The sequence below is a fragment of the Ottowia pentelensis genome (genome assembly GCF_964341695.1).
Map to the genome: position 1 here is coordinate 2,892,083 of NZ_OZ224513.1, position 12,346 is coordinate 2,904,428.

Annotated in this window: 14 protein-coding genes and 1 tRNA gene; 5 read left to right on the forward strand and 10 right to left on the reverse strand. The window is 69.1% G+C overall.

The window, feature by feature from the left end; translation table 11 throughout:
• Positions 1-95 precede the first annotated feature (95 nt).
• The 4 genes from ACWHMB_RS13930 to ACWHMB_RS13945 all read right to left on the reverse strand — a co-directional run bounded on the left by ACWHMB_RS13930 (position 96) and on the right by ACWHMB_RS13945 (position 2,881).
• Positions 96-869, reverse strand: a complete 774-nt coding sequence (locus tag ACWHMB_RS13930) for a 3-hydroxybutyrate dehydrogenase (protein ID WP_293222174.1) — start codon at positions 867-869, stop codon at positions 96-98.
• Between the two features lie 86 nt (positions 870-955).
• Complete coding sequence (locus ACWHMB_RS13935) at positions 956-1,594, reverse strand: 3-oxoacid CoA-transferase subunit B (protein WP_377479118.1); 639 nt, start codon at positions 1,592-1,594, stop codon at positions 956-958.
• A gap of 54 nt (positions 1,595-1,648) precedes the next feature.
• On the reverse strand, positions 1,649-2,350 hold the full coding sequence (locus ACWHMB_RS13940; protein ID WP_377479122.1) for a CoA transferase subunit A: 702 nt from the start codon (positions 2,348-2,350) through the stop codon (positions 1,649-1,651).
• Between the two features lie 114 nt (positions 2,351-2,464).
• Positions 2,465-2,881: an FKBP-type peptidyl-prolyl cis-trans isomerase gene (locus ACWHMB_RS13945; protein WP_377479125.1), complete on the reverse strand. Its 417-nt coding sequence runs from the start codon at positions 2,879-2,881 to the stop codon at positions 2,465-2,467.
• Between the two features lie 122 nt (positions 2,882-3,003).
• Here ACWHMB_RS13945 and ACWHMB_RS13950 point away from each other — a divergent pair, with 122 nt between their 5' ends.
• Positions 3,004-3,600, forward strand: coding sequence for a peroxidase-related enzyme (locus ACWHMB_RS13950; RefSeq protein ID WP_377479127.1), 597 nt, complete (start codon positions 3,004-3,006; stop codon positions 3,598-3,600).
• Positions 3,601-3,624: 24 nt separating this feature from the next.
• On the opposite strand, the gene ACWHMB_RS13955 is transcribed toward ACWHMB_RS13950, so the two are convergent.
• A complete protein-coding gene (locus tag ACWHMB_RS13955; RefSeq protein ID WP_377479130.1) occupies positions 3,625-4,011 on the reverse strand; it encodes a DoxX family protein in 387 nt (128 codons plus the stop codon).
• A gap of 122 nt (positions 4,012-4,133) precedes the next feature.
• Between ACWHMB_RS13955 and ACWHMB_RS13960 the strand changes: the two genes are divergently transcribed.
• Positions 4,134-4,679 (forward strand): helix-turn-helix domain-containing protein, encoded by a 546-nt coding sequence (locus ACWHMB_RS13960; RefSeq protein WP_377516474.1) that lies wholly within the window; start codon positions 4,134-4,136, stop codon positions 4,677-4,679.
• Complete coding sequence (locus tag ACWHMB_RS13965) at positions 4,607-5,191, forward strand: IS630 family transposase (protein ID WP_377516475.1); 585 nt, start codon at positions 4,607-4,609, stop codon at positions 5,189-5,191. Before ACWHMB_RS13960 ends, ACWHMB_RS13965 begins: the two co-directional genes overlap by 73 nt.
• A gap of 96 nt (positions 5,192-5,287) precedes the next feature.
• On the opposite strand, the gene ACWHMB_RS13970 is transcribed toward ACWHMB_RS13965, so the two are convergent.
• The 5 genes from ACWHMB_RS13970 to ACWHMB_RS13990 form a co-directional block, all read right to left on the reverse strand.
• Positions 5,288-5,364, reverse strand: a tRNA-Val gene (locus ACWHMB_RS13970).
• 66 nt (positions 5,365-5,430) lie between these two features.
• On the reverse strand, positions 5,431-7,638 hold the full coding sequence (locus tag ACWHMB_RS13975; RefSeq protein ID WP_377480964.1) for a RelA/SpoT family protein: 2,208 nt from the start codon (positions 7,636-7,638) through the stop codon (positions 5,431-5,433).
• Complete coding sequence (locus ACWHMB_RS13980) at positions 7,635-8,567, reverse strand: alpha/beta fold hydrolase (protein ID WP_293221439.1); 933 nt, start codon at positions 8,565-8,567, stop codon at positions 7,635-7,637. Before ACWHMB_RS13980 ends, ACWHMB_RS13975 begins: the two co-directional genes overlap by 4 nt.
• Positions 8,568-8,753: 186 nt before the next feature.
• Positions 8,754-9,491, reverse strand: coding sequence for an SIMPL domain-containing protein (locus ACWHMB_RS13985; protein ID WP_377481039.1), 738 nt, complete (start codon positions 9,489-9,491; stop codon positions 8,754-8,756).
• A 108-nt stretch (positions 9,492-9,599) separates the two neighbouring features.
• Positions 9,600-9,929 carry a hypothetical protein gene (locus ACWHMB_RS13990; RefSeq protein WP_293221435.1) on the reverse strand — a complete coding sequence of 110 codons (330 nt, stop codon included), beginning with the start codon at positions 9,927-9,929 and terminating at the stop codon, positions 9,600-9,602.
• A 179-nt stretch (positions 9,930-10,108) separates the two neighbouring features.
• Here ACWHMB_RS13990 and ompR point away from each other — a divergent pair, with 179 nt between their 5' ends.
• Both ompR and ACWHMB_RS14000 read left to right on the forward strand, forming a co-directional pair.
• A complete protein-coding gene (gene ompR / locus ACWHMB_RS13995) occupies positions 10,109-10,840 on the forward strand; it encodes an osmolarity response regulator transcription factor OmpR (RefSeq protein WP_377480967.1) in 732 nt (243 codons plus the stop codon).
• A gap of 25 nt (positions 10,841-10,865) precedes the next feature.
• Entirely contained in the window at positions 10,866-12,344 is a 1,479-nt protein-coding gene (locus tag ACWHMB_RS14000) for a sensor histidine kinase (RefSeq protein WP_377480970.1), read from the forward strand.
• Positions 12,345-12,346 lie beyond the last annotated feature (2 nt).

The following is a 12,346-nucleotide window of genomic DNA, read 5'->3' on the forward strand; positions in this document are numbered from 1 at the left end:
ACCCGTGGCCGGGGTCTCCCCGGTCACTGGGTGCGCCCCCGGAGAGGGGGGAGGCGTAGCGGAACGAAGTCCGCGCAAGCCTGGGGGTGAGCCCGTTACTGCGCCGTCCAGCCGCCGTCGCTGGCCCAGGCCTGGCCGCGCACGTTGTCGGCCGCCGCCGAGCAGAAGAACACCGCCATGCCGCCCAACTGCTCGGTGGTGGTGAACTGCAGCGACGGCTCCTTCTCGCTCAGCAGTTCCTTGGTGGCCTGCTCGACGCTGATCTTCTCGGCCGCGGCGCGGGCGTCGATCTGCTTTTGCACCAGGGGCGTGAGCACCCAGCCGGGGCAGATGGCGTTGGCCGTGACACCCGTGGTCGCCAGCTCCAGCGCCGTGACCTTGGTCAGGCCCACGATGCCGTGCTTGGCCGCCACGTAGGCCGACTTCTGCACCGAGGCGACCAGGCCGTGCGCCGAGGCGATGTTGATGATGCGCCCCCAGTTTTTCTGGCGCATGTAGGGGATGGCCAGGCGCGTGGTGTGGAAGGCGGACGTCAGGTTGATGGCGATGATGGCGTCCCAGCGCTCGGGCGGAAAGCTCTCGATCGGCGACACGTGCTGGATGCCGGCGTTGTTGACCAGGATGTCGACGCCGCCGAATTTCTCGGCCGCGAACTTCATCATGGCCTCGATCTCGGCCGGCTTGCTCATGTCGGCGCCGTGGTATTCGGCGCGCACGCCCAGGGCGGTGATCTGCGCGCGCGGGCCCTCGTGGTCGCCAAAGCCGTTCATCACGATGTTGGCACCCTGCTTGGCCAGCTCGATCGCGATGCCCAGGCCGATGCCGCTGGTGGAGCCGGTGACCAGGGCGGTCTTGCCTTTGAGTTGCATGACGTGATTCTCCTCGGGTTCAAAAAAATGAAAACGCAAGCCAAACGGGGCTGCAGCGCCCGTCCAACCTGCGCAAACAGCTATTGTTATTGAAGCAGGGTGACGCCGGTCTTGCCCTGCACCTCGTCGAAGCTGACGCCGTCGGCCAGCTCGACCACCTTCAGGCCCTTGGGCGTGACGGCGAACACGCCCAGGTCGGTGATGATCTCGTGCACCACGCCCACGCCGGTCAGCGGCAGGGTGCACTTGGGCAGGATCTTGAGGTCGGTGGTGCCGTCCTTCTTGCGCGCCACGTGCTCCATCAGCACGATGACCTTGGGCACGCCGCCCACCAGGTCCATCGCGCCGCCCATGCCCTTGACCATCTTGCCGGGGATCATCCAGTTGGCCAGGTCGCCCTTTTCGCTCACCTGCATGGCGCCCAGGATGGCCAGGTTGATCTTGCCGCCGCGGATCATGGCAAAGCTGTCGTGGCTGCCGAAGATCGACGAGCCAGGGATGGTGGTCACGGTTTGCTTGCCGGCGTTGATCAGGTCGGCATCGATGGTCTTTTCGGTCGGGAAGGGGCCGATGCCCAGCAGGCCGTTTTCGGACTGCAGCCACACTTCCTTGTTGCCCGTGTGGTTGGCCACCAGCGTGGGGATGCCGATGCCGAGGTTGACGTAGAAGCCGTCTTGCAATTCTTGCGCCGCGCGCGCAGCCATTTGATCTTGGGTCCAGGCCATGTCAGGCTCTCCTTCGTTCGATTGGGGGCAAAAGCTTCAGCTCTGTCCCACAAGTCATTTGGTTTCGGTCAAGGTGCGCTTTTCGATGCGCTTCTCGGGATTGGCGTTCAGCACGATGCGGTGCACGTAGATGCCGGGCAGGTGGATGTCGTCGGGCGCCAGCTCGCCCAGCTCGACGATCTTCTCGACCTCGACGATGCAGACCTTGCCGGCCATGGCCACGGCCGGGTTGAAGTTGCGCGCCGTCAGGTTGAAGCGCAGGTTGCCGCTGGTGTCGGCCACGGCCGCATGGACGAGCGACACGTCGGGCACCAGCGAATGCTCCATCAGGTAGGTGTGGCCGCCGAATTCGCGCGTTTCCTTGCCTTCGGCGACGATGGTGCCCACGCCGGTGCGCGTGAAGAAGGCGGGGATGCCGGCGCCGCCGGCGCGCAGCTTCTCGGCCAGCGTGCCCTGGGGGGTGAACTCCAGCTCCAGCTCGCCCGCCAGGTATTGGCGCTCGAACTCCTTGTTCTCGCCCACATAGCTGGCGATCATCTTCTTGATCTGGCGCGTCTGCAGCAGCTTGCCCAGGCCGAAGCCGTCGATGCCGGCGTTGTTGGAGATGCAGGTCAGGTTGTGCACCTTGCTGTCGTGCAGCGCCTGGATCAGGGCCTCGGGAATGCCGCACAGGCCGAAGCCGCCGACGGCGATCAGCTGGCCGTCCTCGACGACGCCGGCCAGCGCCGCATCGGCCGATGGATGAATCTTGTTCACGGGATGTGTTCTCCTAAGCGTTGGGGCCACCCGGCGGCGGCCCCGGGGTCGAAACCGATTGCAACGATACACCGATGGCCCCGGCCCTTGCGCCGGCGCCGGTTCACGCGGGCCTCACTGGCCCTTGATGGCCAGCAGCTCCACCTCGAACACCAGCGTGGCGTTGGGCGGAATCACCCCGCCCGCGCCCTGGCTGCCGTAGGCGATGGCCGGCGGACAGGTCAGGCGCGCCTTGCCGCCCACCTTCATTTTCTGCACGCCCTCGGTCCAGCACTTGATCACGCGATTGAGCGGAAACTCGATCGGCTGGCCGTGCTTGTAGGAGCTGTCGAACTCCTTGCCGCTGTCGGGGAAGGTGCCGCGGTAGTTGACCTTGACCACGTCGGTCGCCTTGGGGCTGGGGCCGGTGCCGTCCTGGATCGATTCATAGATCAGGCCACTGGCGCTGGTCTCGGGGCCGGCCGCGCAGGCGCCGGTGGACAGCAGCAGGCCGGCCGTCAGGCCCAGCCACAGGGTTTGAAATGCTTTCACGCGATCATCCTTGCAAAGACGTTGAACGAAAGCCGTGATTATGGTGGCGCCGCGCGCGCCTCTCGCCCCACGTGATACAAACCCATCATCCATCGCCCGCCACTTATGAAAGGACCAGGCCCATGACCGCCCGCTACCCGCTGCCCGACCTGAACAGCCTGCCCGAGGACCTGAAAACCAAGATCCTGGGGGTGCAGGAAAAGGCCGGCTTCATCCCCAACGTGTTCCTGGCGCTGGCGCGCCGCCCGGCCGAATGGCGCGCCTTCTTCGCCTACCACGACGCGCTGATGGAGCCCGAGAGCGTGGGCCGCAGCAGCCACCTGAGCAAGGGCGACCGCGAAATGATCGTGGTGGCCACCAGCAGCGCCAACGGCTGCCTGTACTGCGTGGTGGCGCACGGCGCGCTGCTGCGCATCTACGAGAAAAAGCCCCTGGTGACCGACCAGGTGGCCACCAACTGGCGCAAGGCCGACATCACGCCGCGCCAAAAGGCCATGCTGGAGTTTGCGATGAAGGTGTGCCTGCGCTCCAGCGAACTGGGCGAGGAGGACTTCGCCCCGCTGCACGCGCACGGCTTCGACGACGAGGACATCTGGGACATCGCCGCCATCACCGCCTTCTTCGGCCTGTCCAACCGCATCGCCTCGTTCAGCAACATGGCGCCCAACCCCGAGTTCTACCTGATGGGACGCGTGCCGCGCGAGAAGAAGGCCGGCTGAGACCGGCCGATGACCGCGCGCCGCTCAGCGCCGCCGGCGCGCGTCGTCCAGCGCCAATGCGCCGCCACCGGCCGCGGCCAGATACAGGAAGATGAAGCAGAACAGCGCCGCCGACTCGCCGTGGTTCTGCAGCGGCAGCCACCAGTTGGCGGCCTTGGCGTGCGCCATCCAGTAGGCGAAGGCCATCTCGCCCGACAGGATGAAGGCCACCGGCCGCACGAACAGGCCCAGCACCAGCAGCGCGCCGCCCACCAGCTCCAGCACCATGGCCGCGCCGAACAGCGAGGCCAGGGGCGTGCCGCCCGAGAATTTCATCCAGCCGTGCAGCAGCAACATGTAGGCCGTCGTCACGCGCAGCAGGGCCAGCGCGTAGGGGCGCAGTCCGGACGTCGCCGAATCGCTGAAAGCCATGAGCAATCTCCTTTGGGGTTGATGACCGAGCGGCCAGTGTAGGGACGCGGGCCGCGTGTGATTCCATTTCCATATCAATAGATCAATAATATCCATGTCACCGATCCCGCAAGGAGAACGACATGGCAAGAACAGCCCGAGGTGCCGACAGTCTGGAGTCGGCCCGTCAAATGCTGGCCGGCGCACAGACCGCTGAGCAGCTTCGCCAAGCACAGGCGGTGGTGTTGCCGCTGGACTATGGCTTGAGCCTGGAGCAAACCGCGCAGGTCATCGGCCGCTCCCCGGCGTGGACCTGCCGCTTGCGCAATCGCTTCCTGGCCGGCGAGGTTGCAGGTGACGGCCAGCGCCCCGCGCGCGGCGGCAGGCGCCACCAGAACATGACGACTGAGCAGGAGCGCCAGGTGCTGGCGCCCTTTCTTGATCGCGCTCGCACGGGCGGCATCCTGGTGGTCGGTCAAGTCAAGTGTGAAATCGAAGCTGCCCTGGGCCGTCCCATGGCGCTGTCCTCGGTCTACAACCTGCTGCACCGCCACGGCTGGCGCAAGCTGGCCCCCGACAAACGCCATCCGCAAAGCGATCCTTTGGCTCAAGAGGAGTGGAAAAAAAACTCCCCGAGCGCCTTGCCGAAATCTGCTCGCACTGGCCGCAGCAAGGCCCCATCAAGCTGATGTTCCAGGACGAGGCGCGCTTTGGACGCATCAACGACGTGCGCCGCTGCTGGGCGCCCAAGCCGGTGCGGCCGCTGTGCCAAGCCATGTTGACCCACGAGTACACCTACGCGTACGCCGCCGTCGATGTGGCAAGCGGCCAGTTGGACTCGCTCATCTTGCCTCACGTCAACACCGAGTGCATGCAGTTGTTTCTCGACGAGGTGAGCGAGCGTCACCCGCACGAGCGCATCGTCATGGTGCTTGACGGTGCCGGCTGGCATGCCAGTGGTGAGCTGCACCCGCCCGCCAACATGCGCCTACTGAGCCTGCCCCCCTATGCGCCGGAGCTCAACCCGGTGGAGCACGTGTGGGACGAGCTGCGCGAGAAGCGATTCCACAACCGCGTCTTCGACAGCCTGGAGGCGCTCGAAGATCACCTTGAGCTCGCCCTGCGAGACTTCGAGAGCAACTGCGAACGGATCCGATCCATCGTCGCCTGGCCGTGGATTATTGATGCGCTATTGAATTAGAAATGGAATGACAACCCAGGCCGGCCGCGACCGGCCGCGCATCTTCCTCGGCCATGAAAAAAGCACCTGCGGTTTCCCGCAAGTGCTTGATATTCTTGGTAGGCGCGATTGGATTCGAACCAACGACCCCCACCATGTCAAGGTGATGCTCTAACCAACTGAGCTACGCGCCTGCACATCGATTCGAAGCCGGCAAGTATAGCAAATCGGCTGCCCTCTTCCGGCCCCTCTCCCGCCCCTCATTTGCGGCGCGCGCGCCGCACCCCCGCCACGTCGCGCACCCCGTGCAGCACCTGGGCCAGGCGGCCGGTGTCGGCCACCTCGACGGTGAAGGTCATCTGGGCCCAGCCCTTGACGGATTGGGTCTGCACGCCGATGACGTTCATCTTCTCGCGCGCGAAGACGTCGGAGATGTCGCGCAGCAGGCCCTGGCGGTCCACCGCCTCGACCGAGACGTCGACCGGATAGGCCGGCGCGCGGCCGGTGGCCGGCGTGCTCCAAGCCACCTCGATCACGCGCTCGGGGTCGCGCGCCTGCAGGTCGCGAAAGCTGGGGCAGTCGCGCCGGTGAATGCTGACGCCACGCCCGCGCGTGACGTAGCCGGCGATGGGGTCGGGCGGTGCCGGCTTGCAGCAGCGCGCCGGCTGGGTGAGCAGCGAGTCCAGCCCCACCACCAGCACGCCGCCGCGCCCGCCGGCCTCGGCCGGGGCCTTGCGCTGCAGCAGCTGGGCGTCGGCGTCGGGCGCGGGTTCGGGCGGATGCAGGGCGGTGGCGATGCTGCGCAGCGACAGCTCGTCCTTGCCCACGGTCTCGAACAGCGCATCGGGCGTCTTGAAGCCCAGGCTGGCGGCCAGCTGGTCCAGCGCCAGCGCGGTGCGGCCTTCGCGCTGCAGCAGCTTTTCGACCATCTCGCGGCCGCGGGCGGTGGTCTCGCGCGCGTGCTGGGCATTGAACCAGGCGCGCACCTTGGCCTTGGCGCGGCTGGACGCCAGGTAGCCCAGCTCGGCGTTGAGCCAGTCGCGCGAGGGCCCGCCCTCCTTGGCGGCGCTGATCTCCACCGTCTGGCCGTTCTTGAGCGCGGTGTTCAGCGGCACCATGGCGCCGTCGACGCGCGCGCCGCGGCAGCGGTGGCCCAGGTCGGTGTGCACGGTGTAGGCAAAGTCCACCGGCGTGGCGCCCGCCGGCAGCTCGACCACCGCGGCCTCGGGCGTCAGCACGTAGATGCGGTCGTCCAGCAGGCCGTGCTGGGCGGCGCCAGAGAGGTCGCGCTCCCAGGCCAGCAGCTGGCGCAGCACGGCGATCTTGGCGTCGTACTGGCTGGCGGCGCTGACGCCGACGTAGCCCTTGGCGCCGGCCTCCTTGTAGGCCCAGTGCGCGGCCACACCGTGCTCGGCGTGCTGGTGCATGGCGCGGGTGCGGATCTGGATTTCCCAGGCGCGGCCGTCGGCATCGCGCACCACCGTGTGCAGCGACTGATAGCCGTTGACCTTAGGCTTGGCGATGTAGTCGTCGAACTCGCCCGGCACCGGGGCGAAGTGCTGGTGCACCCAGTCCAGCGCGGCGTAGCAGTCGGCCACGCTGGACACGATGATGCGCAGCGCGCGCACGTCGAACACGTGCTCGAAATCCAGACCCTTGCCGCGCATCTTGCGCACGATCGAGCTGATGTGCTTGGGCCGCCCGCTCACCGCGGCGTCGATGCCCTGGGCGCGCAACGCGGTCTCGATCTGGGCGCGGCGCTGCTCCAGCGCGGCCTCGCGCTCGCTGCGTTTTTCGTCCAGCAGGCCGGCGATCTGGCGGTAGGTGTCGGGCTCCTGGGCGCGGAAGATCAGGTCTTCCATCTCCCACTTGATCTGCCAGATGCCCAGGCGGTTGGCCAGCGGCGCGAACACCTCGTGCGCCTCGCGCAGCACGCTGGGCGCCAGCGGCAGGCGCTGCGCCGTGCACCAGCGCAGGGTTTGCAGGCGCGAGGCCAGGCGCAGCAGCACCACGCGCAGGTCGCGCGAGAAGGCCAGCAGCATCTTGCGCACCGCCTCGGTCTGCTGACCGGCCAGCTCGGAGTCCGAGGGCAGCTCGGCGCGCCCGGCGCGCGAGCGCTGCTGCACCTGCTCCAGCTTGGCGGTTTCGACCGCCAGGCGGGCGAAGTTGTCGCCGAAGACCTTGCCGATCACCTCGTCGGGGCGGTTCAGCTGCGCGCAGGCATAGCTCAGGTAGGCCGCGGCCTGGATGGTCTCGGCGCCGCCGATGCCGGCCAGGATGTCGGCCACCGCGTCGGCGTGGGCCAGCAGGTTCTCGCCCGAGGGCGTGGTTTCGCCCGCCAGCAGGGGCTCGGCAAAGCTGCGCGCACGCCCGCGCACGCCGGCCTGCGGATCGGGCTCGTTGACGGCCGCGACCACGCCGGCCAGCGGCGCGCCGGAGGCAGCAGTGAGGGGGGCGGCGAGCTTCATGGGCGCGCTCCCGCCGTGGGCAGCAGAAAGTCCGTCACCGCCCGCACCTGGTCGTCGGCGATCAGCATGGGCGCGTGGCCCACGCCGGCGAATTCGATCAGGCGCGCGCGCGGCCCGCTCTCGCCCATGCGGCGCGCGGTGTCCGGCGACAGCAGGTCCGAGTCGGCGCCGCGCAGCAGCAGCACCTGCGCCGCGATCTGTTCGTAGGCCCGCCACAGGATGGCGTCGCCCTGCGCCAGCGCGTCGCGCGTGAGGCTGGCCATGGGCACGGCAATGGCGGGGTCGCTGCACAGGCGCCAGCCGCCGCCGGGCAAGGCTTGCAGCATGGGCCGCGTCAGGTTCAGCCAGTCGGCATCCGGGATCGGCCCGAAGCCCAGCGACAGCGCCCGCAGGTAGCGCGCCGCCGCCTCCACCGAGTCAAAGCGCTCGGGCGCCTTGCCCGCGTACTCCTGAATGCGCTGGATGGCCAGCCATTCGATGCTGGGGCCGACGTCGTTGAGCACCATCCGCCCAGGCGCCACCGGCAGCGGCAGGCCGGGCGTGCCCGCCACCAGCATGCCGATGATGCCGCCCATGCTGGTGCCCACCCAGTCCAGCGCGGCGACCGGCGCCTGCGCGTGCAGTCGGGCCAGCAGGCTCAGCGTGTCGGCCACGTAGGTGGGGTACTGGTAGCCCATGGGGTCTGGCAGCCAGGCGCTTTGCCCGCGCCCGACGACGTCGGGGCAGGCCACGCGCACGCTACCGCCCTGCGCGGCGGCGCGTGCCACCAGCGCGCGCGCCAGCACGTCGAAGTCGCGCCCCTGGCGCGTCAGCCCGTGCACGCAGACGATCAGGTGCGGCGCCTGCGCCGCGCCCCACTGCCACCATGCCAGGCGGTGCTGGCCGGTCGAACCGGGACAGTCGAGATGGTGCAGCGTGGGCTCGGACATGATGGATGCGCGACGACAAGGCGCCCGTGACACGGCGGGGTTTTCGCCTGCATCCTAAATCAAAGCCCGCGGCCCTTGCAGCCGCGTCACTGCGCGCGCGGTGCAGGGGTTGCCGATTGAAATACTATCAATATAATAGCTTCTCGCGCTTGTCCATCAAGCGCCAGCGGCCTTTTTGACACCCAATCAGCGCGCCTGGACGGAGCCCGACACCGTGACGTGCACGATGCCGCGGCCCGGCTCCACCGGCGGCGCCACGGGGGCGGCCGAGGCCATGGCCACGCGGTTCAGGCCGTAGGGGCGCGGCGCATCGCCCTGCTCGTCGCTGCTGATGGCGACCTCGCGCAGCGTGTAGTCGGCAAAGCCGAAGGCGCGCGCGATCTCGCCCGCCTTGGCGCGAAAGCGCGCGATGGCCTGCGCCTGCGCCTGGCCTTCCAGCCGCTCGCGCTGCTCGCGGCTCAGGCCGAAGCCCATGCCGGCCACGCTCATGGCGCTGGCACGCGCCGCCGCCTGGGTGATGCGGGTGAAGTCGCGCCCCTGCAGCACCACGCTGGCGCGGCCCTGCCAGCCGTTGATGCGGCCTTCGCGGTCGTAGCGCGGCAGCACGCTGAACTCGCCCGTGTGCACCTCCATCTGGCCGGCCTGGGAATCCTTGCGCAGGGCGGCCAGCGCCTGGTCGACGGTCTGGCTCAGCTCATTCTGGACGGCCGCGGCATCGGTGCCTTCGCGCGTGGTGGCGAGGGTGAGCGTCAGCAGGTCCTGCGGCGCCTCGGCTTGGCCGCTGGCCGACAGCTGCAGCACGTTGGCCGGGCCTGCGGAGGCGGCTGCGGCCGCGCCGGCCACGGCCAGGTTCTGGATGCCGGCCGCCTGGGCCGTGACCCAGCCGAGGCCCAGGGCCAAGGCCATCGAGGTGTTCAAGATCATGCGCATGGCGCGGGTATCCCGGTGAATTGAGGTGCCGGTGCCAAGGCGGCGCGGGCTGCGGACGATGATAGCCGCCACCCGCGCGCAGTCGCGTTCAGGTGCCGCGGCTCAGCGGGCCGAGCGCGCGTCGGTGACCGGGCTGACGACCGCGCTGGGCGCCGCGCCGCTGCCGCGCCGGATCTGCTCGCGCAGCTCCTGGCGCTGGGCCGCCGTCAGCCGCCGGTCGTCCACCGAGCGCTCGGCGCCGCGCTGGCGGTACTCGGCCTCGACGGCCATCCACAAGGGGCTGCGCTGCGGCAGGCGCTGGACGGCCTTGTCCTCGCTGGCGGCGCGCGCGCCAGCCTCGTCGGTGGGGACGGGCGCCATCTGCGCCGCCGCCGGCACCGACCCCATCATGGCGCCCAGCAGCGCCGCACCGACAAACATCACGAACTTCATGTATTTCACCTGCCACCTGCGACGATCGCACGGGCCGGCCGTGAGCGTCCTGTCGATCGCGCCTGCCTGGGGCAACAGATGTAACATGCTGAAAATCCAGCGCCGCCACGCGTCGAACCCTGTGGCATCGAGGTCACAATGGGCCTGTTACAAATCGGACCGACCCGTCCATTCAAAAGATGAACCAGGCAGTCAATCGAACCGACAAGATCGTGGTCGTCGACGACGACGCGCGCATTCGCGACCTGCTGCGCCGCTATCTGGCGCAGGAAGGCTTCGAGGTCATCGTGGCCGAGGACGCCAAGGCGCTGGCGCGCATCATGCTGCGCGAGGCGATCGACCTGATCGTGCTCGACCTGATGATGCCGGGCGAGGACGGCCTGTCGGTGTGCCGGCGCCTGCGCGCGGCCGGCGACAAGACCCCGGTCATCATGCTGACGGCCAAGGGCGAGGACGTGGAGCGCATCGTCGGCCTCGAAGTGGGTGCCGACGACTACCTGGGCAAGCCCTTCAACCCGCGCGAGCTGCTGGCGCGCATCCACGCCGTGCTGCGCCGCCGCCCGCCGCAGGAAGCACCGGGCGCGCCCTCGGCCGAGGACGAATCGGTCGCCTTCGGCCCCTTCCAGTTCGACCTGGGTGTGCGGGCGCTGCACAAGAACGGCGAGGAAATCTCGCTCACCACCGGCGAGTTCGCCATGCTCAAGGCGCTGGTGCGCCACCCGCGCCAGCCGCTGTCGCGCGAAAAGCTGGCCCAGCTGGCGCGCGGACGCGAGTTCGAGCCCTTCGACCGCAGCCTGGACGTGCAGGTCTCGCGCCTGCGCAAGCTGATCGAGCAGGACCCGGCCAGCCCGCGCTACATCCAGACGGTGTGGGGCGTGGGCTACGTGTTCGTGCCCGACGGCAACGCCTGACCGGCCTCGCCGCCTTGGCCCTGCGATGACGACGGCCGCGCCGACCCAGATCGACCTTCCCACCGAACCCGGCGCCAGCCACCCCGCGCCGCTCGATCCGGCCGACTCGATGAACGTGCCGCTCGAGGCCGAGCGGACGCCGGCGCCGCGCTGGCGCCTCAGCCTGTTCTGGCGCACCTTCTTTTTGTTGAGCGTGCTGCTGCTGGCCAGCGCCTGGGGCTGGTACCAGCTGTTTCGCACCCAGGAGTACGAGCCGCGCGTGCTGGCCAACGCGCAGCAGATCGCCTCGCTGGTCAACCTCTCGCGCGCGGCGCTGATCCACTCCGACGCCATCGCGCGCGTGTCGCTCATCAAGACCCTGGCCGACCAGGAAAAGGTGCGCATCCTGCCGCGCGAGCCGGGCGACAAGTACACGCCCTTCGCGCAAAACCGGCTGGAGCAGCGCATCAGCCACGAACTGGTGACGCGCCTGGGCGCGGGCACCGTGGTGGCTGGCAACGTCAACGGCGAAACCGGGCTGTGGGTGGGCTTTTCGATCGAGGGCGACTCGTACTGGCTGCTGATGGACCGCTCGCGCGTGGGCGCCCTGCTGGGCGGGCCCACCTGGCTGCTGTGGCTGGCCACCCTGGGGGCGGTGTCGGTGATCGGCGCGGCGGTGCTGGCGCGCTTCATCAACCGGCCGCTCAAGCAGCTGTCGATTGCCGCCGCGCGCGTGCGTGAGGGCAACTACATGCACTCGCGCCTGGACGAAAGCACGCGCGCCAGCGAGATCCGCGAGGTCAACATCAGCTTCAACCGCATGGCCGAGCAGCTGTCGCTGATCGAGCAGGACCGCGCCGAGATGCTGGCCGGCGTCTCACACGACCTGCGCACGCCGCTGGCGCGCCTGCGCCTGGAAACCGAAATGAGCGTGCCCGACGCCGAGGCGCGCGAGCACATGGCGGCCGACATCACGCAGGTGGACACCATCATCGGCAAGTTCCTGGACTACGCGCGGCCCGACCACATCGCGCTGGCGCCGATGCCGCTGGCCGTGCTGGTGCAAGCCGCCGTGCAGCCCTTTGCCGTGCACGAGGACATGCAGGTGCAGGTGACGGTGTCGCCGCAGCTGCGCGTGGTCGCCGACGAGATCGAGCTGACGCGCGTGCTGTCCAACCTGCTGGAGAACGCGCGCCGCTACGGCCAGTCGCCCGACGACGGCATCACCCGCGTGCGCATCGCCGCCCTCGCGCAGGACCCCTGGGTGGTGCTGCGCGTGCGCGACCTGGGCCCGGGCGTGCCGCCCGACCAGCTGCCCATGCTGACGCGCCCCTTCTTTCGCGGCGACAGCGCGCGCACCTCGGCCACGGGCTCGGGCCTGGGCCTGTCCATCGTCGTCAAGATGATCGAGAACATGGGCGGCACGCTGCAGCTGGCCAACCACCCCAGCGGCGGCCTGATGGCCACCATCCGCCTGCGCCGCGCCGACGGCGACGGGCCCGACTCGGCGCCCGGCTCGGCGTAGGG